At 68.4% G+C, this 25,746-nt stretch carries 19 protein-coding genes and 2 pseudogenes; 5 read left to right on the top strand and 16 right to left on the bottom strand.

Annotated features, from left to right (window positions below):
* Nucleotides 1-332: 332 nt before the first annotated feature.
* The 4 genes from ACFU5F_RS21255 to ACFU5F_RS21240 all read right to left on the bottom strand — a co-directional run bounded on the left by ACFU5F_RS21255 (nucleotide 333) and on the right by ACFU5F_RS21240 (nucleotide 4,452).
* Complete coding sequence (locus tag ACFU5F_RS21255) at nucleotides 333-749, bottom strand: copper chaperone PCu(A)C (protein ID WP_383889443.1); 417 nt, start codon at nucleotides 747-749, stop codon at nucleotides 333-335.
* A 399-nt stretch (nucleotides 750-1,148) separates the two neighbouring features.
* A complete protein-coding gene (locus ACFU5F_RS21250; RefSeq protein ID WP_383889440.1) occupies nucleotides 1,149-2,036 on the bottom strand; it encodes a universal stress protein in 888 nt (295 codons plus the stop codon).
* A gap of 96 nt (nucleotides 2,037-2,132) precedes the next feature.
* Entirely contained in the window at nucleotides 2,133-2,459 is a 327-nt protein-coding gene (locus tag ACFU5F_RS21245) for a DUF3040 domain-containing protein (protein ID WP_383889437.1), read from the bottom strand.
* Nucleotides 2,460-3,210: 751 nt separating this feature from the next.
* On the bottom strand, nucleotides 3,211-4,452 hold the full coding sequence (locus ACFU5F_RS21240; RefSeq protein ID WP_383889435.1) for a hypothetical protein: 1,242 nt from the start codon (nucleotides 4,450-4,452) through the stop codon (nucleotides 3,211-3,213).
* Nucleotides 4,453-5,096: 644 nt separating this feature from the next.
* Here ACFU5F_RS21240 and ACFU5F_RS21235 point away from each other — a divergent pair.
* From ACFU5F_RS21235 to ACFU5F_RS21220, 4 genes are all read left to right on the top strand, one after another.
* On the top strand, nucleotides 5,097-5,606 hold the full coding sequence (locus ACFU5F_RS21235) for a hypothetical protein (protein WP_383889433.1): 510 nt from the start codon (nucleotides 5,097-5,099) through the stop codon (nucleotides 5,604-5,606).
* 342 nt (nucleotides 5,607-5,948) lie between these two features.
* The gene (locus ACFU5F_RS21230; protein ID WP_383889430.1) at nucleotides 5,949-6,305 is read left to right on the top strand and encodes a hypothetical protein; all 357 of its coding nucleotides are present in this window, start codon (nucleotides 5,949-5,951) and stop codon (nucleotides 6,303-6,305) included.
* A gap of 194 nt (nucleotides 6,306-6,499) precedes the next feature.
* Nucleotides 6,500-7,954 carry an FG-GAP-like repeat-containing protein gene (locus ACFU5F_RS21225; RefSeq protein ID WP_383889427.1) on the top strand — a complete coding sequence of 485 codons (1,455 nt, stop codon included), beginning with the start codon at nucleotides 6,500-6,502 and terminating at the stop codon, nucleotides 7,952-7,954.
* Nucleotides 7,955-8,030: 76 nt separating this feature from the next.
* Nucleotides 8,031-9,455, top strand: coding sequence for an FG-GAP and VCBS repeat-containing protein (locus ACFU5F_RS21220; RefSeq protein WP_383889424.1), 1,425 nt, complete (start codon nucleotides 8,031-8,033; stop codon nucleotides 9,453-9,455).
* A gap of 730 nt (nucleotides 9,456-10,185) precedes the next feature.
* Here the strand turns inward: ACFU5F_RS21220 and ACFU5F_RS21215 are convergent.
* The gene (locus ACFU5F_RS21215) at nucleotides 10,186-12,027 is read right to left on the bottom strand and encodes a glycoside hydrolase family 15 protein (RefSeq protein ID WP_383889421.1); all 1,842 of its coding nucleotides are present in this window, start codon (nucleotides 12,025-12,027) and stop codon (nucleotides 10,186-10,188) included.
* A gap of 800 nt (nucleotides 12,028-12,827) precedes the next feature.
* Entirely contained in the window at nucleotides 12,828-13,907 is a 1,080-nt protein-coding gene (locus ACFU5F_RS21210; protein ID WP_383889418.1) for a TerC family protein, read from the bottom strand.
* A 694-nt stretch (nucleotides 13,908-14,601) separates the two neighbouring features.
* On the opposite strand from ACFU5F_RS21210, the gene ACFU5F_RS21205 reads away from it, so the two are divergent.
* Nucleotides 14,602-15,498: a universal stress protein gene (locus tag ACFU5F_RS21205; RefSeq protein ID WP_383889415.1), complete on the top strand. Its 897-nt coding sequence runs from the start codon at nucleotides 14,602-14,604 to the stop codon at nucleotides 15,496-15,498.
* Nucleotides 15,499-15,825: 327 nt separating this feature from the next.
* On the opposite strand, the gene ACFU5F_RS21200 is transcribed toward ACFU5F_RS21205, so the two are convergent.
* From ACFU5F_RS21200 to ACFU5F_RS21155, 10 genes and pseudogenes are all read right to left on the bottom strand, one after another.
* A complete protein-coding gene (locus tag ACFU5F_RS21200; RefSeq protein WP_383889412.1) occupies nucleotides 15,826-16,716 on the bottom strand; it encodes a MerR family transcriptional regulator in 891 nt (296 codons plus the stop codon).
* Nucleotides 16,717-17,227: 511 nt separating this feature from the next.
* The gene (locus ACFU5F_RS21195; RefSeq protein ID WP_383889409.1) at nucleotides 17,228-18,403 is read right to left on the bottom strand and encodes an amidinotransferase; all 1,176 of its coding nucleotides are present in this window, start codon (nucleotides 18,401-18,403) and stop codon (nucleotides 17,228-17,230) included.
* Between the two features lie 339 nt (nucleotides 18,404-18,742).
* Nucleotides 18,743-19,234 (bottom strand): Asp23/Gls24 family envelope stress response protein, encoded by a 492-nt coding sequence (locus tag ACFU5F_RS21190; RefSeq protein WP_383889516.1) that lies wholly within the window; start codon nucleotides 19,232-19,234, stop codon nucleotides 18,743-18,745.
* 475 nt (nucleotides 19,235-19,709) lie between these two features.
* The gene (locus tag ACFU5F_RS21185; protein WP_383889406.1) at nucleotides 19,710-19,838 is read right to left on the bottom strand and encodes a universal stress protein; all 129 of its coding nucleotides are present in this window, start codon (nucleotides 19,836-19,838) and stop codon (nucleotides 19,710-19,712) included.
* A 628-nt stretch (nucleotides 19,839-20,466) separates the two neighbouring features.
* Nucleotides 20,467-20,907 carry a PRC-barrel domain-containing protein gene (locus ACFU5F_RS21180; RefSeq protein ID WP_383889403.1) on the bottom strand — a complete coding sequence of 147 codons (441 nt, stop codon included), beginning with the start codon at nucleotides 20,905-20,907 and terminating at the stop codon, nucleotides 20,467-20,469.
* A gap of 5 nt (nucleotides 20,908-20,912) precedes the next feature.
* Nucleotides 20,913-21,482 carry a PRC-barrel domain-containing protein gene (locus ACFU5F_RS21175; RefSeq protein WP_383889401.1) on the bottom strand — a complete coding sequence of 190 codons (570 nt, stop codon included), beginning with the start codon at nucleotides 21,480-21,482 and terminating at the stop codon, nucleotides 20,913-20,915.
* Between the two features lie 596 nt (nucleotides 21,483-22,078).
* Nucleotides 22,079-22,643: pseudogene (locus ACFU5F_RS21170) on the bottom strand (DM13 domain-containing protein).
* Nucleotides 22,644-23,099: 456 nt separating this feature from the next.
* On the bottom strand, nucleotides 23,100-23,609 hold the full coding sequence (locus ACFU5F_RS21165; protein WP_383889398.1) for a gluconokinase: 510 nt from the start codon (nucleotides 23,607-23,609) through the stop codon (nucleotides 23,100-23,102).
* A gap of 42 nt (nucleotides 23,610-23,651) precedes the next feature.
* Nucleotides 23,652-24,698 carry a glucose 1-dehydrogenase gene (locus tag ACFU5F_RS21160; RefSeq protein WP_383889395.1) on the bottom strand — a complete coding sequence of 349 codons (1,047 nt, stop codon included), beginning with the start codon at nucleotides 24,696-24,698 and terminating at the stop codon, nucleotides 23,652-23,654.
* A 189-nt stretch (nucleotides 24,699-24,887) separates the two neighbouring features.
* A pseudogene (locus tag ACFU5F_RS21155) lies at nucleotides 24,888-25,104 on the bottom strand (hypothetical protein); the annotation flags it as partial.
* Nucleotides 25,105-25,746 lie beyond the last annotated feature (642 nt).

The raw sequence follows: 25,746 nt of genomic DNA, 5'->3' as shown, positions 1-25,746 counted from the left end.
GGTTGCAGCGGAGTGATGCGCACCGGCAGCCACACGGCGGCGAGCGTCAGAGCTGAAAGCCCAAGACCGTACATGGCGGTGACCGCCACGCGACGCCGGCTGGATTGCGGTGGGGCTGGTCGCTTCCGCCTCAACCTCAGTGCTCCCACCTCCGCCTCCCTGATGCGCTGCGGGCACGACCGACATGGGTAACGAGCGTGGTGAAGGAGGGAAACGCGGACGGTGTAGGTCTCTGCTGTCCGCGCGGACCGGCGAAGTAGGAGGTGGGCACGACGACTTCGCCGTGCCCACCGTTCTCCGGTCTTCATAGCCGGCGATCTGCCTTGCCGGCGTCATTCATCCGGTGAAGGGGATGTCAGTCCTGGTGCGTCGGTCGCGTCGTCGTCGACATAGGTGGGGATCTGGGAATGCACCTGCAGTGCGATTTCGCCGGCTCGTTCGAAGCGCAAGGTGATCCACACGTAATCCCCGCCCCGGATCTGCTGGCGCAGATCCCTGAGCAGCAGGTGGGTGCGCCCCTTCTCCAGCTCGACCAGTCTCCCGCTGGGCACGTCCACCGGACCTCGCACAGTGCCGTCCGCGTCCACGATGTCCACGGATCGTGCGACGGCCGTCTCCGCACCGAGCAGCCTGTCCTCGCGTTGTCCCTGGTTGAACAACCAGAGATAGAACGGGGCGTCGTCACCCGGCTTCCACGGGCCGTCGGGAGGTTCGGCGATATGCGCGTACCGGATCAGGACCGGTCCCACACGGGCGTTGGCACCCGGTGGGTTGTACTCGCCCTCGGTACTGCCACATCCTGTCGCCCCCCACATCGCCGCGAGACAGCCCATCACGAGGAAGAGGACTGCCCTCCGCCACGGTTTCGATGTCCTTGTCCACACGCCCAAGCCACCTCGTTCCTGGAGTTCCATCAGCACACAGGGCGCCGCTGTTACGCATGCCCCGCCTGCCGTCCTCGGCCTCACTCCTTGGGCCAGGCGAGTGGATCCAGGACGGGGATCGGCCGCCTACGGGCGGCGAAGCCGGCTTGCGGCGTGCTTCTGGCTGACCCGAACAGAGCGTGGATGGCTTGTGGACGCCCCAGGAAGAGCCGGCTGCCAGGAAGCCTGCATCCCTCCGAGCCGGGCATCCTGAGCCAGATGTCCTTATCCGTCCGCAGGTGCCGGCACGAGGGCGACGGGGCAGTGGGCTGTATGCAGGACCTCGCCGCTCACCGAGCCGAGGAGCAGCCTGCGCAGGCCCGCTCGCCCGCGTGAGCCGACCACCAGCAGGGCGGCCTTCTCGGACAGCTCCGTCAGGTACGTCGCCGGATGGGTCCACTTGAGACGCAGCCCGACCGGTACATCTGGGTACCGGTCGCGGAGCTGGGCGACGCGTTCCTGGAGGAAGTGCCGGGCAGTGTCCTCGGTCTGGCGCATATCCGGTTCCAGTGCGGTGCTCGTTCGTGGGAGTGGCAGCAGCGCGGGCTGGTGAAGGGCATGCACGACCTGAAGGTGGGCGGTCCGGCGGTGGGCCTCCGCGAACGCGAACTCCGCTGCCTCCGGCGAGTAATGCACGAGGTCGGCACCGAAGACGATGGGTCTGCCCGGGGTCTCGGCTGGTCGGCCAGGACGCATTACGAGGACCGGGCAGCGGGCATGCGTGGCCACCTGAAGGCTTACCGAGCCGAGAGGCAAGCGGGGGAAACCGCCGGCGCCGCGATGACCCAGCACCACGAGCGACGCCTCTGCCGAGCGCACTACCAGCGTCCCGGCGGGATCGCCGAATGGCAATTCTCCCGCGACGGTCAGCTGCGGGAACGCCGACCGGGCCACTGCCTCGAACCGGTCCACGACAGCCGCGCCCCGCTGCACGGCGGACCTTCCCTCAGTGTCCTTCTCATCCGCGTTCCCGAACGGCCCGGGCAGTTGCACGGCGTGGGCGATGTGCAGCGGAACACCACGCAGAGCAGCCTGATGGGCCGCGTACCGCACGAGAATGTCCTGATCGTCGGCGTCGTCGACACCTACGATGACGGGTCTCGCGTCCACCATCTCGCCTCCCGAGATTTCTCAGAGCGTGCCGGGTTCGGGCTGGCCCCCAAGGAGGTGCGATGGCGCGGGCAGAGCCACCCCGCCCGGCTGGGGCGACTACTGTTCACCGCCGCCGGGCACTGACAGGATCGCCGTGAGCAGCACTCCGACAGCGGCCAGGACGACCAACGCCAGGGCGACCTTGACCGTCCACGAGCGCTCTTCACCGTCATCAAGGCCCAGACCGGTGACCTCCTCATCGTCCTTGTCGGCGCGCCCGGTGACCGCGCCGAGGTCCCCGCGGTCCGTAGGCCGGTCGTCACCCGTTGGCTCGGTGAACTGCGCGTTGAGGTCTTCGATGCGCCGTGCCATCTCTGGATCATCACTGGCCAGACGTTGCTCGATCCGAGCGAGTACTCGCTCCTCGTCCTTTGGTGCGCTCATGTCGGTCACCTCGTGTCAAGTGACAGCCGACGTCACCCGCCTCCACTGCAGCCGCGTGCCGGGTACCCCATGACCAGGTGCACCAAGCGCGCCCATGAGGGGGCTGGCCTCAGGAGCAGCGCGGCCCTCGTCCGAACCACCTCTCATCTGTCGCCACGGTCCTGTTCGGCAGCGTTGGGGGCTTGCGCGACGGTTCAGATGTGGGTCTATCGGGTGTTGCTCCGGCGGAATCGCGGCGCGAGGATGCGCCGCCCGGATTCTTTGTCGCCGGGTCGTCGGCGCGGCCGGAGGGGGCGGGGGGCGGGACGCAGCACGCTGAGCACGACGGAGCCGGCCAGGACTGTGACGATCACCGCGAGACCGAGGAGGGACGCATTGCCCCGTCCCGCCAGCCGACCAGCAGTCCCGTGCCCGCCTACGACCCGAAAGACCTTGGAGAAGCCGGCCACCGCGCTGGGACTCCGTTCTGCCCGAGCAGCCAAAACACTCGCCCACCCGACAGATGACGATCAGCGACGTCTCATCACCCCAATGGAAACGCGAGGTCAGTGTTGAAGTCCTGATAGCCAGGGAAGATCGACTCCCGTTGAAGGGAGGGATCGTCCAGGCAGATCAGGGGCAGGCGTGTGGAGGTGCGCAGCTCACCGTCCGGGTGGAGGCGGCGCTCACGGGGCCGGCCGAGCACCGGAGAAAGGCGCGCGCCTTGTTCGAGGAGATGGGCCGGGGGAGGTACGGGGCGCCGCGGTAACGGTCAGGAACGGCTGATCGTTCCGCACTCCGTGCCGTTGGACTCCTGGTCGTCACCCAACGGACGGCTGCGGTCGTAGGGGTCTTGGGCGGGTCCAGTGGGCGGCGCTCCGGTGGGGGTCTCGGCAGGGAAGGTGGGGTGGAAGTAGCCGTCGTGGACGCCGCATTCGTCGTTGTAGTACCTCGCGTCCCACTTCTCGAGCAGAAGTCTGCCTTCGGTGGCGATCAACCTGTGCGGGTCCGCCAGGGTCATGGTGAGGTCGCGGCGGATGACGGTGCGTGCCACCAAAGCGTCGCCTGTGTCACTTCCATGGGCCTTCACCAGTGGGTAGACGAAGGTGTAGTCGGCATGCACACGGACCTCGCCACGGCGCGCGGCGGTGAACGTCATGTGACCGCGCACTTTGATCACGTCACCGGCCAGGTCCACCTCCTGTGGGTCGAAGCGGCTGAAGAGCGCGACGGGGTCGTTGCTCCGGGTCGGCTCGTGCAGTGACCGTCGCAGTTGGGACAGGAGGGCCGGCTGCTTCGGTTCGAGCAGGGCCAGCGCCTCGTCGGGCTGTCTCCCGTGCAGGACGGCGGGATCGAGGTTGGAGGCGACCAGGAAGTCCTTCGTCCGGCGCAGGGCGAGCGCCACGTCGTGCTCGCTCAGTCCGGGGACCGCCTTCGGCACCGGCAGTTCGATGGCCTCCGCGCCGTCGGCCCATCGCTGGGCGGGTGATCCGAGGAATGGATGGTCGCGGGTGGGTAGCTCGGCCTGCTCCGCCTCGCCCGGTGCGGTGGAGGGCAAAGACGTCTCGGCGGGCAGGCGTGACGGGGAGGGGTCCGATGCCACCGAATCGTGGCCGGGGAGTCGGTCCAGCAGGAGGGAAGGACGGACGGCGACCACGGCGAGCGCCAGGGCCAGAGCCACGCCGAGGGCCGATCCCAGCTGACGGCTGCTGCTGCGCCTTCCGTTGACCTCCTGCCGGGCGGGGCTGGTACGCCAGCTGACCGGGGCCTGATGGTCTGTCCGGTGCGCGCCGCGCAGACGCCACCGGCGGCCGGGTCGGCCGCTCCGCTCCGCCGCCGCTTGTTCGCGCAGCCGCCGGGTCACCATCCGGGCCCGTGCCGACGGCTCCTTCGGCGAGGGCGCGCTACCGCCCTCCACGGACTCGCGCAGGAACGCATCCCACTGCTCGTCGGCGATGGCGGAGCCCTCGCCGGACCGCTCGTCGGGCTGGTCGGAGGGCGGGACGGTACTCACGGGCTCACTCTCATCGGACGGTCCAAGACGTGGCGTCGGCGCCCGGGCGCGGCCCTCTCGCCGCTATGGCGGGTTGCGTGACCCAGACGGCCCGGGCGTCCAAGTGTGATCATTCCTAGGTGGCGTTCTGGCTGGTCACAAGCCATGCACAGCATCATGCGCCGACTGTGATCGAACCGGTACGGGTTTGAAGCGCGGCGCCCGTACCAGGGGCCTCCGTTTCCCTCCTTGTGGTCACCCTGTGACGCGATCCCGAAGAACGCCCCTTGCACCCCGGGCGCGCCGCCGCGTCACACGCCCTCGACTTCACGGACTCATGCGAATACGGAACTGAGACCACCCTTCATGTCTCTCACCGCGCCCCCCCCGGAGCTGTCCCGTGTGTCCGGCAACGACCCGATTCCGCCAGGGGCATGGTGGCGGCAGGCCGCACGGCGCCGCACTTCCGCCGGTCAGGATGGTCACGCAGGATGGGGCCGTGGCTTCGTCAGTCGAAGAGAGGACTCGCCATGCCCGGCCTCAGAGGTACCTCGGTGACAGTGGTGATGGGCGGAGTCCTGGTGTTGACCGGATGCCAGGACGCGTCGATCTCCCAGGCCGGCCCGGGCACCCCCTCCTCTTCGCCTTCCGCGCACGCTTCTGCGGTGGCAGGCACCCCTGTGGACGGCCCGGCCATCACTACGCCCCCGAGAGCCGCCACCACCACGCCCTCGCCGTCGCGCACCTCCGCCGCCCCGGCCAAGGCTGTCTCCCCCGCCCCCGCCGGGACTCTCACCACGCCCGCAGGCGACTACGACTGTCGCAATCTGACCGCCGCCAACGAAGTGAAGGCAGCCGTGACGAGGGCATACCGGCGCAGCTTTCCCCGCTACGTCCATGTCCAGCCGGTGCCGCAGCAGTTCTTCTACGGCCAGTGCGGCGGCGTCCGCTACGCCGCCACCCGGTTCGACTCCACCCCCGGTGCCACGCACGAAGAACTCGTGGGCATGCAGGACGAGGGCAGCGCCATCAAGTACTTCCGCGGTACTTCCGGGGACAACTGGATCTACGTCGCCAGCGACGGCTTCCCCCGTGGACCACAGGGGTGCGGCGATGTCCCGCAGATTCCCGAAGAGTTGGCCGCGGCCTGGAGGAACTGCCCGGTCGTGCGGTGACCTTCGAACCTCGGCGACTTCGACCGGCCTTCCGGCCGGCGGAGGTCGGGGCCTCGTCGGTACGGGGCGTCGTCGTTGCCGACAGCACCAAGTCCCTTGCTCTTCGGCGGAGACCTGAAGGAGGCCCGAGCCGGGCGCGTCACGCCGGGCCGGTCCTCGCATGACCAGGCGAGGACCGACCAGGCGAGGACCGACCAGGCGAGGAACGACCAGGCGAGTCGTGGCGGCGGACTGCGGTACTCGCGCAGTTCGGCCGCTCGAAGACTTCCGGATTCCGGCAGTGACGGCAGGCCGCGCGTGGGGCAGACTTCGCGCCGGAGAAGCGCGGACTAGGAGCGGGACGTGACGGTTTTCCTGTGGTGCTGGATCGGCCTGTTCACGGGGGTACTCCTGCCTCTCGGTATCGCCATGCTCCGCGGCGGGGCACCGAGGAGGGCGCGCACACGGTGGTCCCCGGCACGGACCCGTGTGCAGGGAGTCGCCGTGCTCGTGCTGTACGGGGGCGGCATGGTGCCCGCAGTGGCCGACCTGGCGGGCATGCTTCGTGAGGCCGCCGACATCCTGCTGTCCGCGACCTCACCCCACCTGCTGTTCCTGATCCTGGGACTGCAGGGCGGCGCGGCCCTGTCCGACTGGTTCGGACGGCGGACCGGGCCGTGGCCGGGCCCGTCCACGGCGCAGTCGCGGCAGTTCGGCTGACCCACATCGCGCTGCTGCCCGCTCCTTCAGACCCCGCGGATTCCAGAAACTCACGTGCAACCCTCCGCCCCCACTGCGAGTCTCTGAGCGCCAACTGTTCGCAAAGCCAGGGAGATTCCAGGCGCATGTGGACGGTGTCGCTTCATCGGCCGCGATACCCACCCGCCAATCCCACCTGTCCCAGGAGAACCCACATGCACAGACGCACCCGTACCGCTCTGGCCGTGGCCACGGTCGCCGCCCTCACGGGCGGACTGGCAGTGACCGCCACGGGCACGGCGTCGGCGGACGACACCCCGGCCATCGCCCAGGCCGACTTCAACGCCGACGGCTACGGTGACGTGGCCGTCTCCGCCGGGCCCGCCTACGTGAACGGCCGGTCCGGAGCAGGAACGGTCACGGTTGTCTACGGTGGCGCCTCCGGCAACCGCTACGCCACCATCAGCCAGAACGCCTCCGGCGTCCCGGGCACCGCCGAGCAGGGCGACTACTTCGGAGCGGACACCGCGTACGGCGACTTCGACGGCGACGGCTACGACGACCTGGCCGTGGGCGCCCCGGGCGAGGACGTCGGCGGGGACACCGACGGCGGTACCGCGGTGATCCTCTGGGGCTCGGCGAGCGGTCTGAAGGGCGGCACCACCCTCACCGATCCGCGTCCGACCAAGCACGACTACTTCGGCGGCACGCTGGAGGCCGGCGACTTCGACGGTGACGGCAAGGACGACATCGCCCTCGGCTCCAGCGGCTCGACCATCGACATCCACCGTGGCGGCTTCGGCCGCACCAAGGGCACCACGGGCGGGCGCTACACCGCACAGGCACCCATCTACGCCGGCGCCGCCGACGGCGGCGGCCCGCTCAACCTGCACTCCGGCGACATCAACGGCGACGGCACCGACGACCTGATCGTCAACGGCTACGCCACCGACGACGACTACAACGCCAACTACTGGCTGCCCGGTGGCGCGAGCGGCGCCACAGGAGACGGCGCCCAGAGGCTGCCCGCCGGCATCATCACCGACATCGGTGACACGGACGAGGACGGCTACGGCGACATCGTCATCGGCATCCGCTGGGACGAGGGCGTCGCGGGCGCCAACCAGGGTGGCACGGCGCACATCGTGCACGGCACCGCCGACGGCCCGGCCTACGGCGACACGCAGACGTTCACCCAGGACAGCTCGGGTGTCCCGGGCGCGAGCGAGTCCGGCGACTCCTTCGCCGACGAGATCGACCTCGGCGACATCAACGGCGACGGCCACCTCGACCTGGTCGTCGGCGCCCCGGGCGAGAACCTCGCGGGCGTCGCCGACACCGGAGCGGTCACCGTCCTGTACGGCGCGGCCGACGGTTCCGGCATCACCGGCCAGGGCGCGAGGTTCCTCAGCCAGGACACCCCGGGCGTCCCGAACTCCAACGAGACGAACGACCTCTTCGGCTCCGACGTCCGCCTCACCGACCTTGACGGCGACGGCCGCGCGGACGTGGTCGTCGGCGCGTTGGGCGAGAACGGTGGCAACGGCGCCGTCTACGCTCTGCGCTCCGGCGCCGACGGCACCCTGTCCGCCTCCAGCGGCATCTACACCTCCACCGTCGGCATCTCGGCCAGCGGGTCCCCGCAGTTCGGCCAGAACTTCGCCGACTGACCCCCTCCACTCCTCGACAGGCCCGCCTGCCCACGGGCGGGCCTGTCTCCGCATCCGAGAACCGAAGGAGCCGCTCGTGCGCGCACGATCCTCCGTGCTGCTCACCGCCACTGTCGTCGTGATGGCCGCCGCGACGCCGGTGACCGCGGGCCCGGCCACCGCCACCGCGTCGACGCACCACGACGACTTCAACGGCGACGGATACCGCGACCTGGCCGTCGCCGACCCGTCCGCCACCGTCTCGGGCAAGAGCGCCGCCGGAGCCGTCGTCGTGTTCTACGGCTCGGCCGACGGAGTCAGCGCCGGCAACCGGCAGGTGATCACGCAGGCGAGCACCGGCGTTCCGGGCGCGCCCGAGAGCGGCGACATGTTCGCCGACACTCTCGCCGCCGCGGACCTCGACGGGGACGGCTACGCGGACCTTCTGGTCGGTGCGGAGCGCGAGGACATCGGCACCGAGAAGGACGCAGGGCTGGTGACCGTGGTCTGGGGCGGTGCCTCCGGGCTCGGCTCCGGCGTGACGCTCGACCCGGGCGACCTGCCCGACACCGGCTGTGGTTTCGGCCTCGCACTGGCCGCCGGCGACGGCGACGGTGACGGCACCGCCGACGTCACGGTGGGGTCCTACTGCGGCGCCACCCACTTCCGGGGCCCGTTCACCCGAGCCGGCGACGCCGCCGACCGCGCACAGGACGGACTGCTCGGCACCACCCGAGGTGTCCTGTTCGGGAACGTCGACGGTGACACGGCGCTCGAGCGCATCATGGTCCCGGGCCGGTACGGCGACGACCCGGGCGGCATGGTCTACGTCGACGACTGGACGCAGGGCCAGTACGTACGCACGGAACTCACCGACGCCGACGGCACCACCGGCGCGACGGGCGACGTCGACGGCGACGGGTACGGCGACCTCGTCCTCGGCGACACCGACACCCCGACCGCCGAGAAGCCGGGCGGTCACGTCGGGGGCGAGGTCTCGGTCTGGTACGGAGGCCCGGCGGGGATCGCCCCCGGGCAGCGGCCCACCCGCATCAACCAGGACACCGCCGGAGTGCCGGGAACCGGCGAGGACGGCGACGAGTTCGGGTCCGCGCTCAGCGCGGGTGACGTCGACGGCGACGGCCGCGCCGACATCGCCGTGGGCGTTCCCGGCGAGGCGCTGTCCGGCCGGGACCTGGCCGGCGCCGTCACCGTGCTGTTCGGCTCCGCGAACGGCCTCACCGGCAGCGGCGCACGCTCTTACCACCAGGACAGTGAGGGGGTCTCCGGTGCCGCAGAGAACGCCGACGCCTGGGGCACTGCCGTGCACCTGACCGACCACGGCCGCGACGGCCGGGCCGATCTCACCGTCGGCGTCCCGGGCGAGAACGGCTGGGGCTGTACCTGGAACGCGCGCGGCACCGCCGCGGGTGTCACGGTCACCGGCGCCTTCCACGTCTGCGCGGACAAGCTGAACCTCACCGGTGGCCACCGCGGCCTGGGCTCCACGATCGCCGACTGAACCCCGGCCCGGGAAACCGCCGGCCAGGCACTCATCAGCACCGCAAGCAGGGCAGCAGAAACGACGAACAAAAGGACGCGAGCCCACGCCGGTTGGCTAGATATGGCGGCCGTGGTGGCCAGTACGCAGAACGGCAGCAACGCTGCTGCCGTGGGCAGACGCTGGTGCGGTCGTTACTGTCTCATGCGCTGCCACCGGGCCGTGATGGGATTGCCATCCTCATCATGATCGACGTCTTCATACCGTAAGACACCGGTAGACGGCTTTGCAGACCGGTGGAACGGGGAGCGCGGGGGAGGCACTCACTCGTCCGACGTCGTGTCACATTGGCTGCAACCGGCAGAAAGGAGGAAATGGGCCTCATGGCGAGTTCTTCAGGTGCAGTGGGCCGGACCGTCACCCGCGAAGCCTATGAGCCGGGTTCATTTCGAGGGCGGACCGCCGGACCCGTGCACAACCGGTCTTGCGGAAGCGAGGCAGTCTGCGGCGGGGGAAGGCCAGCGTTGTTGCCGGGCGCCATCGACTGGGAAGAGTGGCCCGGGCCACGGAAGGCAGGCTCAGCGCTGATCGCCAGTGACGGCGCAACCCGGGTGTGCTGTAGCGCATCCGGGCTGGCCATGAGCCAGGAGGTGTCCCGACTGATGCGGGGGGATGTGATGATGCCCGCTACTAGGCCTCCTTCCATGACGACGGGTACTCCGGCCCGCCCGGAACCGGAGGCACCAGCCGGTCAGGCGAACCAGGCTTTCGTGGATCGCTCCGGATACGTTCCGCTGGTGGTAAGGGCGAGGGCGACGGCGCTGGAGATGAGGCCGACGTGGCTGATGGCCTGCGGAAAGTTGCCGAGGAACGCCCCGTCCGACGGGTCGATCTGCTCCGGCAGCAGTCCCAGGTGGTTGGTGCGAGAGCAGAGGCTGTCGAACAGCTCACTCGCCTGCTCGATGTGCCCCTGCCCCGTGAGGTTGTCCACGAGCCAGAAGCTGCACAGTAGGAAGGCGCCTTCCGGTTGATGGTCCAGCCCGTCCGGTGAGCGCTCCGGCAGATAGCGGTAGATCAGTCCGTTGCCCGTGCCTAGCTGCTCGGCGACCGCTCGGCACGTTGCCACCATCTTGGGATGGTCGGCCGGCAGTACGCGGCGCAGGGGCAGGGCGAGAAGGGAGGCATCGAGGGCACTGCCCTGCCCCAAGTGCTCGGTGAGAGCGCAGATCCGGTTGTCCCAGGCGTGGTGGAGGATCCGCTCGGTCAGGTGATCGGCTTGGCGTGCCCACTTGTCGGCGTCGCCCGGCAACCTCAGCCGGCGCGCGAGCCTGGCGGATCGGTCGAGGGCCACCTGGCACATGGCGGCGGAGTAGGTGAAGGGCCTGCCGGACGTGCGGACCTCCCAGATGCCGTGGTCGGGAGTGCGCCAGGCGTGGGACGCTCGCTCGGCGAGGCCGGCCAGCCACTGCCACAGCTGGTCGTCGATGGTCCCTCCGGTGGCGGCCCACTGGAAAGCGCAGTCCAGGATCTCCCCGTAGACGTCGTGCTGCGTCTGTTCGGCCGCCGCGTTGCCCCAGCGCACCGGGGTGGAGCGGCGGTAGCCTTCGAGTTCCTCGTCCACGGTCTCCGGTGGTGGAGGGTTGCCGTCGACGTCGTACAGCACACGTGGCTGGTCGTTGTGACGGGCGGCCGTCAGGGCCCAGTCCAGAAAGCCGCCGGCTTCCGACGGGAGCCCGATGCGGCGCAGGGCGAACACGGTGTAGGCGGCGTCGCGGATCCAGGAGTAACGGTAGTCCCAGTTCCGGGTTCCGCTGATGTGTTCGGGGAGGGACGAGGTGGGGGCCGCGATGATCGCCCCGTTTTCCACATAGTCCAGCAGTTTCAGGGTCAGGGCGGACCTGCGCACGAGGCCGGAGTGTGGAACGTCCATGACCACGAAGGAAGCCCAGCGTCGCCAGGCACGTAGCGTGGCCTCGAGCCCGGCATCGACCGAGGGATACGGGCTGGGGGAGGTATCCCAGCGCAGCTGCAGGGCCAGCTCCTGCCCGGCGCGGAGCGTCAGGGCGCAGTTCGGAGGTGTCACGGGGGTTGAGGACTTCAGGCGCAGGGTGATGTCCTGCCGTCCGCAGTCGAGCAGCCATTCCTCACCCCGGCGCCGGACGCGGGCACCGCCGCGCGGCTCCAGGCGGAGGCGAAGAGTGACCTCGCCGTGGATGATACGAGCGCGGCGCACCAGCTCTCCCGCGGCTGCCGGTGTGTCTTCCTCCAGCCTCGCCCCGGGACGCAGCAGAAAGGCATCCGTGATCTCCACCGTGCCGGTGTCCGTGCGCAGCTCGGTGACAAGGACGGCGGTGTCGTCCGTGTAGCGCTGACGGCTCTCGCGTACCCCCTGCGGCGCCAGCCCGAAACCGCCCCCGTGCCGCCGGTCGAGCAGCGAGCAGAAGACGGGGTCCTGGTCGAAGCGCGGAACGCACATGAAACTGATCTCCGCGTCCCGGCCGACCAGTGCGCAGCCGCGGCCGTCACCGATCAGTCCGTGATCTGCGATCGGAAGGTAGCCCTCTCGGCGTGTCAGCGGCTTCCAGAGCGTCATGGTGAGCAAGTACCCGCAATTGCCATGGTGAGCAAGTACCCGCAGTTGCCGGGTTGGCAGTTTTGCGCTGCTTGTGGCCCCTGCCTCCGTAAGCTCAGCGGTGCCGGAGCAGCGGCATGGCCGCGCGTCGTCGCGCAGCGGGCCGCTGATGTACTGCAGCAGGTCCTGGCGCAGCACCGCCCTCAGCGCTGGCTCCGCTACGCGCTCCCTGAAAAGTGAACGTGTACGGCGAGCGGATAGAAGCCGCCCTCAGCGTCGCATGCCTCGGTGATCCGTGGGTGTAGAACAGGGAGCTGGTCGGCTGGGCGGAAGTCGGTCCGGAACGGCGCGGCTCCATGACATCCGCCGCAGGCCGGGGGGAAGCGCGTAGGAGGAAGGCTCGGGTTGAGGAAGGTGACCTCCCCAGACCTCACTTCGGCGAGGACGGCGGTGTCGGCTCCCGGCTGCCGCACGACGGCTCGGCTCCACCTTGCAGCCCATGGCCGCCAGGTTGGCCTCGCCCGGAAACACTTCACGGAAGGCGTGTCCGTCAGCCTGGTGACGCTTGGGCTGTCAGCGCTCCTGGGAGTGGCTGGGCTCCGGCTCCTCCAGGTACTCGGGGCAGTCAGGGTTGCGGCAGGGGCTCGGGCCCCACACCGGCACGAAGACTCCCAAGGTTTTGTGCCGTCTTTTAACGGTCATCTGCAGAGGCCGCTCGCATACCGGACACACAAGCGTCCCCTGAGGGCCGGTCTCATGCTCGCGTTTGCTCATTCTTTAACCTTAGATTGCCTGGTCGCAGAAGGGGAAACGTCACGTACTCAATCATCTTCCCGGCGCTCGGAGTGCTCCTGAGGGCCGTCTCGCCGCTCCCACTCTTCGCGCGGAGAGCTGACAGGCCCAGGGTTCTTGGTAGCCGTGTCTGACCGTGGGGCTGCTTCCTCCGGGGCGGAGGGGGCGGTCTGGGACGGGATGGGCCTCCGCAGACTGAGGACGACCGATGCAGCCAGCACGACGACGATGACAGCGAGACTGATCAGCGAGGGGATTTCCGGGACGCTGGGGCTGATCGTCTTGTGGGCCGCTTGGAGGACCAGCTTGACGCCGATGAAGCCGAGGATGACCGCCAAGCCCATGTTGAGGTAGTGGAAACGGTCCAGCAGGCCCGAAAGCAGGAAGTAAAGGGCCCGCAGCCCCAGAATGGCGAACGCGTTGCTGGTGTAGACGATGAAGAGGTCGTCACTGACGGCGAGTACAGCAGGGACGCTGTCGACAGCGAAGACCAGGTCGGCTGCCTCAATGGCGGCGACCACCGCAAGCAGCGGGGTGGCTACGCGCTTGCCGGCCTCCTTGACGAAGAAACTCATGCCCGCGTACTCGTCCCGGACCGGGATGACCTTGCGGAGCATCCGCAGCGCGAAGCTCTTGCCGGGGTCGAATCCCTCCTCCTCGCCCTTGAGAAGCTTGTACGTGCTGTAGAAGAGCACCGCCGCGAAGGCGAACAGCACCGCGGTGAAGCGGCTGACCACGGCGACACCGAGGGTGAGGAAGATGCCGCGGAAGACCAGAGCGCCCATCACGCCGAAGAACAGGACACGGTGCTGGTAGGCGCGAGGCACCCTGAAGTAGGCGAAGATCACGGCGAAGACGAAGAGATTGTCCACCGACAGGCTCTTCTCCAGCAGCCACGCGGTGGTGTACTCGGTACCTGCCGTCGTGCCGAGAACAAGGAAGACGACCGCGCCGAAGACCAGAGCAAGGCCCACCCACACCGCGCTCCAGGCGGCAGCCTCCTTGAAACCGATGACATGTTCGGCGCGGTGGGCAAGCAGGTCCACCGCCAGCGACACCACCACCGTCGCGGCGAACGCCACCCACAACCAGAGCGGGATCTCCAGCACCCCGGCCACCCTCTCCACGGCCCACACCGCGCAGGCCCTTATACTAGGAGTCTCAGGCATCTCACCGCGCCGGGCGACTTCAGCAACCGACGGACGCCGAGCCCCACCGCGTGAGGCTCTGGGAGATGCCGTCCCTCAGGGCCGCCGTCTCGGGCGCGCCCTCATTAGGGCATCACGCCCCGACTCTTTGGCGATCACGCCCAGCGTGCACAGTATGGCCTGGTGAAGGTCCGGCGAGTGTACCCCCGCTGTCAGCGAGGTGGCTGGGGCGGGAGGGAGCCGGGGGTGGCGCGCTCGGCATGAAGGAGTCGATCTGTTCTGGATCTTCCATGACGCCGGACCTATCACCGGTCCCGAGCCGTGATCAGTGAAGGAGACCGCGTCGGCCCATGGTCATCTCCCGAACGACCTCGCTGTCCGTCTTGGTACCCGGAGAAAGTTTTGACGGGCGGCCGGGCCGGTCACATGACAGCGGGGTACCTGTGACGCACCCGGCGCGTTCGTGCGACGAGCGCATAGGGGGGTTGTTCCACCGTCGAGTTCCTGGATTCGCAGCCGGTTCACAGATCGCCCCGGCTCCCGTACAGGCCTCGTCGGCACACGCACGGAGTCGTCCGTCACCGGCGGGCGACTGGAGCAGCCGGGGTTCGGGTACCCGTGACGGCCCTGGGACCGATACCCGCCGGGAGCAGCCGTGACCAGTGCCATGGAGCCGCCGGAGCGCCCCATCGTCGCCGGTATCGACAGGGGGCCCGGCCATGAGGATCTCGTACGGTTCGCAGCCCGCGATGCGGCGTTGCGCAGACGCCCCCTACACATCGCGCACGCTTTGGAGCTGCCACTGCCCGGAGGGTCCATTTCGGACGAGGAGGAGAGCCGCTCCGCGGCCAAGGCGAGTGCCCAGCTCGTGGAGCATTACCAGCGACTGGCCTGCGAGGAGGTTCCCGGCCTCTCCGTCGGCGGCGAGCTGATCATGGGGCCCGCGGAGGCCGGGCTGGTCGAACGCTCTGTGGATGCGGAGCTGATCGTGATCGGCCATGGGGGCAGTGGTGGGTTTGCCCGGCTGCCGCTGGGATCGGTGAGCTGGCATGTGGCCACGCACGCCCAGTGTCCCGTCGTCGTGGTGCGTCAATCGGAGACGGCGGAGCGGCCGGACAATCGTGTGGTGGTCGGCGTCGACACCGACGACGCCTCACTGCAAGCCCTTGACCTGGCCTATCTGGAAGCCGATCTGCGCGGTGCTCGCCTGGACGTGGTGCACTGCGCCTTCGACGTCGCCACGTCTCCCACCGGAGCCATCACAGCGGCCCCCGTGGACCCCGCACTGGTGAGAAGCGGCCAGCGGGGGTTTATCGACACCGAACTCAGAAGGCGGTGTGATCGCTACCCCGGCGTAGAAGTGAACCTGCGCCTCGACCACGCCTCACCCGGACCGCTGCTGGTCGAAGCCTCCACCGGTGCTTGCCTGCTGGTCGTCGGATCTCATCGGAGAACCGGTGTCCGCCGGTTCCTGCTCGGGTCGGTCAGTGCCGAAGTGCTGCATACCGCACACTGCCCAGTCGCCGTAGTACCCGTTCAGCACGAGGGCTGATCCCGTGACGGGCTCCGGTCACGGCGGGGCGCCGGCACCAGGGGGCAGGCCAGACGCCTTTGAGCCTGCGCGGCGGGCTGACCCGGATGGGCCGGAGGCCTCGGCAGATGTTCGGCCGCGCCAATTTCGACCTGCTCCGCAAGCGGGTCCTCCTCGCAGCGTGAGGCCGTTCATGATCGCGGTTGTCGGCGGCCAGTTCGGAATCCCCACGTACGGCCAGTTGTGTGTCACTCTTGGTTACGGCCCGGGCTCGACGTCTGACCCGATCGGTCCCATGCGGATGAACGCGACCGGTTGTCGGGCCACGTCAGTGCCAGGCACAGTCGATCAGCTGTCCGCGGAGTGGGCGTGGGCAAGGGCCTCGCCGAAGAGCCGTCCGGCGAGTTCCAGGCAGCGCATCCGGGCAGGAGAGAAGTCGTAAGGCATCTTGGTGATCGCTGCGGCGGCACTCATCTCTGTGCCCTCCTCCCCTTTCAGGTCGGCGTCGTAGATCTCGAAGATCTTCTCCTCGGCCGCGTCGAGACCAGCTGCCTCGATGGCCTGATTCAGGGCCATTTGGTGAGCGCATCGCTGTACGGCGAGCTCTTCGACGCGCGGGTCGTCGGGTTCGACGCCGTCGTCGAGGGCGGCCTCGGCCGCCTCACGACGGTCCTCCTCGGCCCGCAGGTCGGGGTGGGTGGCCAGCACGATGAACGTGCCGGCCTGGATGGCGGCGCCCAGCGGCCCGAAGATCCGTTCTGTGACCAGCAGGGCGTCCAGATCGGAGGGGCGCAACGCGCCCGGGGGCAGGTGGCTGAGCCGGTCCGTGACCAGTTCGGAGAGCAGCCCGAGCGGGCTGCCCACCGCCCGCAGGCGCTGGACAGCCGCGCGTCGACGTTTGATGGCGGCCTCCTGCGCCGCCAAGGTTTCCTCCAGCCTGCTCAGGACCGACTCGATATCCGGGGCTTGGTCCAGGGCTTCGTCTCCAGCTTCGTCCCGGGCTTCGCCGAAGGCGGCCCGCATGTCGTCCAGGCTGATACCGGCATCAGCCATCTTGCGGATCCACAGCAGGCGGATCATGTCGTCATAGCCGTAGCGGCGGCGGCCGTCCCCGCCGCGCTCGGGCTCCGGCAGCAGACCGATCTCGTGGTAGTGGCGGATGGCGCGTGGGGTGATCCCGGCGAACGCAGCGGCATCACCGATCTTGACCTGCCGGGGAGGCGTGAGGGAGGGGTACATCGCAGACAGAGCCTTTCGTGCTGTGGTGCCCCGACCCCACCACATGCCGCTACGGCATGTGCAACAACCCCATCCAGGTGCCACCGGAGCCAGGCCCTAGCTGCCGCCGGGACCGATCAAGAACGACGAACCATCCGGGAAGCAGACTGACCACCGGCGGCCAGATAGTTCCCCGCCAAGTGGCCGCCGCTGGGGAATTCCCACCGACCGCCGACACGCGGTTGTGGTGACCCTCCGTGGCTCTGGCAAGGAAAGTGATCCAGAACCACGGTTCAAGGAACGGCGACAGACGTCGGGACTGCCGCCCGTCGGCACACCGTACGGCCGAGCCGCGGCAACCGCTTCTCCACGGTCTCTCCCCGCACTGCCGTACGCCCGCCGACATTCCGGTCGGACTCGATCCCGAGCCTGCCCGCGTCTCACCCACCTGGTGGCCCCGGTTGTTGAGCGCGTTTTGGCCTCGCCAAGACCTCGATTCCCCATTTTTTGGTACTTACGACCGGTGCGGCCATCAATCGACGTACGATTCGAGCGTGCCGCGGCGCCGGACGTCGAGTGTCGCGCAGTGGAATGAGCCGCCGAACGGCGCGTAGTGCAGCAGGTCGCAGGGAATCGGCTCGAAGCCCCACTTCTCCAGTGCCCGCAGCATGCCAGTGTGGTGCCGCTCAGCGATCACACGCTTCTCGTCGACCATGAGCACGTTCATGCTGAGCCACTTGCCACACATCGACGTCACCTTGAGCAGCCGCTCGTCGATCGGACGCGGCTCGGGGGCGATCAGGACGTCCCAGGAGTCCAGGACGCCGGGCAGGCGGTCGACGTCGATGTACTCGGGATTGACCAGCACCTTGCCGGGCGCGAGCAGGACGAACGTCGTGTCGATGTGTATGGGCGTGCGGCAGTGGCTCTCGATCTCGTGGATGCGGTACTCCGGTCCGAGGTGGCGACGCAGCCATGCGATGCCCATCCGGTTGGTGACATTACTGCGGGTGACGAACAGATCCCGCCCGGCCCGGACGAAGTCCGCCGCGTCGAAGACGGGCTCGAACTCGGTGAGGATGTACCGCATCGGCTCGCCGGGCCCGGGGACACGGAAGTCCGGATCGAACAGCTCGTCGGTGAGCTGCGGCTTGGGGGCCGCCGTCCAGCGCGCGCCGCGCTGGAAGTAGTCCTTGAGGATCGCGCGGTAGGAGTGCGTCTCGAAGTACCGGCACGGCCAGGCCATCGGGGTCTCGATGATCTCGTCCCCGATCACGAGCATGCTGTCGCGGGGGCAGGTGTTGCAGAACCCGCGCGACGACCAGTCGGGGGTGCCGAAGCGTCGCCGGTGGTCGACCGCGTCCGGGCGCCTGACCGTGATGCCGAGGGACTGCAGCAAGGCGATGAACTGATCGAGCTCCTGCTGCGCCCGTTCGATCAACAGGCGTGGGTACCGGGATCCTGCGGCAAGCCCCTGCATCCGCGCCGCCCATGGCGGGATATTGCAGGTCACGACCGGATGGCTGGAGGGAATCGCTGCGCCGTCGAGTCGTCCAACGATGATCTCCTCCAGCGGGTCCCATTCGTTGTGCGAATTGACCGGCGAGACGAGAGGCTCTGAAGTGTTATTAGTCGTGGCACATGGTGCCGAACGCGAATCGTTGTCTGCCGCTGCCGTCAAAATACCGGGCCTTGGCGCTACCGCCATGCTAAACCGCTTTCGATCGCAAAGGTCAGTAACTCACCATATCCGGCGTCTTGCGCAGTGGATGGGAGGGCTGGTCCATGTTGAGGAGAAAACCATCCGCTGCCAAGCCACTAACCCCGAGCCCAGATTGGCGGGAGGCTGAAACCGTGTTCAAGTCGGGGATCCGGAGGTCGAAGGACCTTTCAGCGGCGTCGAAGTTTGACGGGAATGAAGGCGCCTTTGTGCCCGCAAGTTCGGCTCGCCGACACCGTGCTCTGCGACATTGGCCGCCTTGGCGAAGCGCGCATGCTCTGCGAGGCAACTGGTATCCCTGGCAATGATGTCGGCCTGCTCGGGTGATCAGGCCACACGCCTGTCGCCTTGCTCGGCCTCTTCCTCCTCGTCCGGCAGATGTACATCGTCGACCGAGATGTTCACCTCGACGACCTCCAAGCCCGTCATGCGTTCGACCGCGTTGATGACGTTGGCCCGGACGTCTCCGGCGGTGTCGGCGATGGAAGCGCCGTACTCGACGACCACGTCGAGATCCACCGCGGCCTGACGCTCCCCGACCTCCACGCTCACCCCCTGGGTGATGTCGCTGCCGCCGCCGGGCACCCGCTCTCGCACGGCCCCGAACGCCCTGGCCATCCCTCCACCGAGCTTGTGAATTTCGGGGATGTCGCGGGCCGCCATGCCTGCGATCTTCGCTACGACCCTGTCTGCGACAGTGATGTCTCCGCGCATCCCCGGAGGAACGTCGGTGCCCCTGCGGCCCTGTTGTGTCGTTCTCTTCTCGTCCCGTGATCTCGTCGATGCGTTGGTATTGGTTCGCTCTGTGGTCTCCGACATGGCGGTCACCTCGCGATTCTGGAACATGTTCACGAGCGTCGTTCTCACCTAACGTAACGCAATCGGGCATAGCGGGCTTATTGGTGGATGGCCAGTGCGCGTCTGCCCCAGCAGCGTGAGCGCGGGCCAGAAGAGCTGTTCTGCCCCATCGGCGCAGCAACGCCAGCCGGGGGGTCGGCGACGGCGGTAGCCAGTGCTCCGACAGCCCCTCGGGTGGAACGGGGCACGGTCCGCTTCTTTCCTGCACGTAAGGGTCCGTACAGCCGTGCAGTTCGAAGTCCGGCCTCACCGGGATGAAGCCGGACGTCTCGGCTCCTTGCCGCAGGACGGCATGTGAGGACCGCCAGACATGAGCGCGGCACCTGTGCCTTCCCCCGGTTGAGATCGTCGGCCACACCTGCCTGTGACCGTCCGTGGGGAGTTGCGACGTCGCTGTCCCGCTGCAGGAGGCTCGCCCAGGTTTCCGGGGCGTCGGTCAGGTCGCTGTCATCCGTCCTCCAGCGAGGGGGCGACGACCACGGGGCAGCGGGCTGTGGAGGACTTCGCTGCTCACCGAGCCGAGGAGAAGCTTGCGCAGGCCCGTTCTGCCGCGTGAGCCGACCACCAGCAGGTCCACCTCATATTGCCGTCAGCAGCAGTCCGACAGCGGCAACGACGGCAAGCACTACAGCGACCTTGACCGTCCATGAGCGCTCACCATCGGCGGCCGGGTCGGTGACTTCATCTCCCTCGGCCCGCCGGACGACCCGGTCTTCGTTGTTTCCGTCCCTGAGCAGGTCTTCACCCGCCAGGTGGAGGAACTGCCTCTTGAGGACAGCGATACGCCTTGCCAGTGCCGGATCATCGCCGGCCAGATGCTGTGCGTGTCGGCGTACTCCTGTGAGTGCTCCACCAAGTACGGAGATACGTGCACCAGCAGGGAGGCCGTGAGTGACGGAGCCCTTTCCGTGGCCAGGTGGGTGGTTGGCGGAGCGATGTCTCGATGGCGCTCACCTTTACCACTAGCAGGCGCCAAGTTCCCCCAGCCAGGTGCGCCAAGCGCCGCTGGGGCAGTGGCCAACCTTTCTGGCGGCTGTCTCTATCGGTATGGGGAGGCCGGACGACGCCCAAGGTGTCACCGCCCGTTCCGCTGTAGAGCACCAGCGGCCGCCACAGCGGGAAACGGGACGATCCTTCGGACATCGACGTTTGGCCTAGGGGTAGACCAGACGGTGAGGAAAGGCCGTTGCTCGTCAATCCGGGGCGGTGACGATGACGGCGTAGCTGCCGACTCCGAGGAGTTCCTCGCCTGGGATTTGCTCCTCAGCGGTAAGCAATTGCCTGATGCCTCCTGATTGTTCGTCGAACTCGATGTCGATCACGGTGCCCTTGTTGAGGCCCGTTTCGGTCAGCACAGCTTTCCCGATCGGGTCGTGCGTGGCGTGGGCGTGGTTGCCCGGATCGATGTCCTTGTCGTCGCGGATCCGACCGGCCTCTTCGACGGCGACCGCGTCCGGGCCGAACGACTGGACATCGTTCCATTCGAGCGTGTGGTGTCCGCGGCCTCGGGTTTTCAGGCGCAGTCCGGCAATACGCGGCGGTGACGGGGCGACGGTGCACGCGGCGACCGTCCCGACTGTCTCGGCCGTCGTGAGGTCCATGACCGCCTTGCCCTGCGCCTTGGTGAACAACATCTGCGTCAGTCCTCCTGAGGGGCGTGCTGGAGACGGTCGCGCAGGCTCTCCGTGGCGGCGCCGAATGCTCCCAGGTCAGCCGCGCTGTGCTGTGCGGTGGCGTCCGGAACGAGCACTCGTTCGCCGGAGACGGTGACAGGGCCGACCACGGGGAGCAGGACGCGGCGGTGCTCGGCGTTTTCGATTTCGTATCCCGCCACCACCGGTGTCCTGCCTGTCGCGACGACGGCGTCGGTGACGTTTCCGAGGCGTGCCCCGCTTCGGGTTGTCACCGCGAGACCCAGTACATTCCCACCGCCCGGCTCTTTGGTGTCCGACCGGGCGGCTGTGTCGTCCTCCTCCAGCGCGCTCTCGTCGCGCACCATGACCGCGTGCGGACCCAGGGCGTGGACGTTGCTCCACAGCAGGGCACGGTGGAGCGGGCCCGCCAGCAGACCGCGGCCGGCGAGGGTGAAGCTTCGGATACTGCCCGTCGAGGCGTCGAAGACGAGGTCTTTGACCTGTCCAAGGTCTTCTCCCGCCAGAGTGACCACCGGCTTCTTCGTGATCTCGCTGGCTCGCATGTAGACGGTCATGACTTCGGCCCTCCCCTGCGAGGCCGGCGGCCCTGGGCCATCACGCCACCGGAGCGGCGTCGAGCCTGCAACGACACGAAGGAAACGGCGCCCACCAGGACAATCACCAGAGCGATGATGAGCCAGGTCCACCATTCCATCTCCGCACCCCTTCGCTCGCGTATCGCTACGTGCCTCTATTCCAGGGTCGGTCCCCCGTGCTCGGGTGTCGACCGCAGCAGATGAGAGCGGCCTAGGCCTCTCGCCGGTGTGCCGACCGGAAGGGGTGCCCCGGACCCTGCATGCCGACCGGAGAAGCCCCGCACCGCGATAATCGTCTCGACCGGCGGTTGCGCACGCTCGGTCGGCGCCGTCGGCCCGTGCTGGGGTCGTGCAATGCCGTGGCGAGTTCGTGTCTCATAGGGGAGCTTCCTCGGCTCGGCAGACGCGAGTTCACCGTCCAGCAGCACGACGCGCTTCCAGGCCGGCCTGGAAGACCGCTCCGGCGGGCGACACCCACATCACAGCAGCATGACGAGCGGCACGTCTTCACCCTCATGCCTCGCCGCGATCGAAGCGGCAGGCCGCCCCTGCCGGTACCCGGTAGGGGGCCGACGTCATGCGCGGCCGAGTTCGGCGGCGCCGAAGGACACGTCGAAACGGTCGCACCAGCTGGTCACGCTGGTGTAGCGGGGCAGATCGACGGCACGGCGTGGTTCTGGCTTCGCTTGTTGCCCTTGAGTTTGCCGAGGCTGACGTACTCGCGGTCGTCGAAGACGTGCCAGCCGACCTGTCCCTCCTTCACCGGCGCGTCGGTCAGCCGTACCCGCAGGTCCGGTCCGTTGCTCGTGCCGAGGTTCTCCAGTCGGACGACATGCGAGCCGTCGTCCAACCGTAGGAGCTTCACCGTGCCCAAGGTCGCGTGCTGCTGGCCAACGTCTGGGGCCCGGCCGGGGAGGAGGGCACCGCGGACGGCTCTGCCTCGGCAGGCCCCCGGGCCACCGGTTCCTCCTGGGCGAGCCCCTGGGTCACCTGGGCCGCGGGCAGGGACTCCTCCACGGTTTGGTCCTGCCACCGCTTTCACGGCTGGAACCAGTGCAGCCCGAAGCCGACGGCGGCGACAGCCGCCACCAGCACCCCGATGCCCGACGGCCTGCCCAGTGTCTTCCGTACGCGCACCATGTCCGCTGCTCCTCCCCACGGTCAATCCGCATACATTCAACGGGCCGCTCGGCCGTTCCCGTAGCCGAGGAGATGACGTAACCCTTACGGCGCACCCACGATCAGGGCAGGTGCCCTTTGCCAGCCGCCTGGGACACACGGACGTATCCCTGGCAGCAAGGTTCGGCAGGCGACAGGAAGCGGACCCGGGGACAGGCGCGGCCACCGCCGACACCGCCCCACCAACACCGAGCCAGGCACGCAGGTAGTCGCGTCGGTGCCGGCGCCGATGACCTCAGTCACGCTGGCCTGCCTGCGGTATGTGGCGGCCGCAGATAGGCCCGGGCGGTGGTTCAGCGCATCACACCGGCTCGTCGGCAACAGGGATCACCGAGACACGGTACGAATATCCACAGGAATCGGATACTGCTCTCAAGCACTGCTAGCAGGTCGACGGCGGACTGCCATGTGAACCGCTCAGGAGGAGGTGACGGCGGCATGGGCGAGGGCGGCGGTCTGCTGCGGCGTACCGTCGATGGGGATGGCCGCGCCCGCTTCGTCGTCGCCCAGTGGTTCGAGGTCGGCGAACTGCGTACGGAGCAGGTCGGGTGGCATGAAGTGGCCCTGTCGGGCGGTGATCCGGGCGGCGATCAGCTCGGGCGAACCATCGAGGTGGAGGAAGAAGACGTGCGGCGCGGCGGAGGCCAGACGGTCACGGTAGCGGCGCTTGAGCGCCGAGCATGTCACCACTCCGCCGCTGTCCGCCTGACCGACCAACCAATGTGCGATCTTGTCCAGCCAGGGACGGCGGTCCTCATCATGGAGGGGGTGGCCCGCTCGCATCTTCGCCACATTGGGTGCGGGGTGGAAGTCGTCCCCCTCGGTGTAAGGAACATCGAGGTGCTGTGCCAACAGTTGGCCCACTGTGGTCTTGCCCGAGCCCGACACGCCCATGACCACCACCAGTGGAGCGGTGTTGTAAGACATTGAGAGCCTTCTTTCGGATGAGCTTTCCTTTGGATATGTCGCCTACAGCTCGATGACCACCTTGACGTCGTCCCGTTGTGGCGTGAACGCCTCCGTTGCGCGCTCCAGCGGCACCCGTCGGGTGATCATGCGCTCCAGCCATGACACGTCGGCCTTCGCCAGCGCGTCGGCAGCCTGACGGTAGTGACGCAAGTTGGCGTTGACCGAGCCCACCACCGCGTCGTTCTGCAGCACGATCTCCCTGTTGAGGGCGCCCGCGTCCACGGTCATCCTGCGGCCGGCGGGCGACACACCGGTCAGGCACACCACTCCGTAAGGTGCGGTGCCCGTCAGTGCGGCGAGGACGGGCTCGTTCATGCCCGTGGCTTCGATGACGATGTCCGGGCACACGTCGGAGATGACCTGCTCGGCGTTCTCCGCGTGGTAAACCGCGCCCAACTCCCGTACCAGAGAGGGCTTGGGCCCTTCGGTCACCCGGTCGAGCACATGCACCTCCAGCCCGCGCTGGACACCTAGGAGGGCGGCCAGCAGACCGATGGGTCCCGCACCGGTCACCAGGACGCGACGCGGCTCGAACCACGAGCGGGCACCGACACGTTCGACCTGCTCCCACGCCTTCGCCACCACGGTGGTCGGCTCCATGAGCACACCGACGCGCTCCAGATGCGGCTCCAGCTTCACCGCGTAGTCGGCCTCGACGCACCACATCTGTGCGCCGTAGCCGTCGATCTCCTTGATGCCGCGTTCGGTGTAGCGGCCGTTGCGGCACATGTCGAACTCGCCGCCTGCGCAGGCCCCGCACGGCTCGGGGTCCGGCCGGCGCACCACCCCGGCGACAAGCTCGCCGACCGAGAACCCGCTGCCGGGCGGCACCTGCCGCACCCGCCCGACGGACTCATGCCCCAGTACCAGCTCCTCGCGGCCCGGTGGGGCCCAGCCGTACTCGCCCCGGACGATCTCCCTGTCCGTTCCGCACACGCCCACCGCCAGCCCCTGCACCAGCAGCTCGCCGGCAGCCGGGGCAGGGTCAGAGACGTCCCGTACCTCTAGGGATCCCTTCTCGCCGGGCCTCACGGTCAATGCACGCATCGCCAACCTCGTCCCTCTCACCACGCGGCGCCTCATGCCCGTGCGCGCCGCTGCTCGACGTCTGTCCGCCCTGTATGTGTGTCCCGCTCAGACCTGTTCAGCACCAGCCGGGCGGAAATGGAGGGCCACGTCCGTACGCACTGCGCTGTCACCCGGAATGGATTCGACCGCTCAAGGCCGCTGACGAACCCGCAGCGGACCGTCCGTCAAGGGCACGGGCCGCCGCTGGGCGACCTCGGCGATCGAGCGGACGTCGGCCAGTGTTCCGCCTCCCGGCGCGAACGCATCACGGCGGGGGCGACGCCCCACGCCGGTGACACCTGCCACCGACCCGACGGCCGCGAAGCCCCGGCGCTCCTCGAACTGCCCGTTGTACAGCCCCGAGCCCCACGCACAGCGGCAGCGCCACCACGCGGGTCAAGCCGCTCACCGACGCCGACCGGGTGGAGATCAAGGAGACTGCAAGGCAAGGCCCTGCTGCACACTGCGGAGCACCCCACTATCACCTTCCGTTCCACCAACATCATGGGAACTCCGCAGTCCTTCGAGATCACCAGTGAACGACACCGTTCTCTGGTGGTAATCCCGGTGACTGGGCATGCCACGACCGCGCCGCATCCGGCCCCGTCGCACCAGGTCCACATCCGGTGCGGAGACAGCCGGGTACGGCTGCATATATCGCGAGCGCGAGGACTGAGACCCCGCACGAGGAAGTCGCGTCGGGCTGGGAGTCTGATGACGGGCGCGCGGTGACCCCATCGAGGCCGACCTCGCCGATCTGCCGCTACCGCTCGCCCCGGGTGATCGAGGCCCTTCGCACCCGCGGACCCAGATCGACCCGCTGATGCTGAGTACAGCACGGGCGGCAAAGGCCACCGTTTCCCTCCCGTTCCGAGCGGCTGCACCGGCCGGGGCTGGAAGCTGAAGACTGCCAGACTGCTACACACCCAGGAAGCTGACCAACGGGCGTGGAGCACCCTCACATGACCGGCTGAACCTTTGCCCAGTGCCATCCCGAGGCACAGCGGCCCACGAAAGCGACCCTCGT

The organism is Streptomyces sp. NPDC057438, from assembly GCF_042802995.1.
GTDB lineage: Bacteria > Actinomycetota > Actinomycetes > Streptomycetales > Streptomycetaceae > Streptomyces.
Note: the sequence above shows the minus strand (reverse complement) of the source record. Positions and strands in the feature narration are given on the sequence as shown.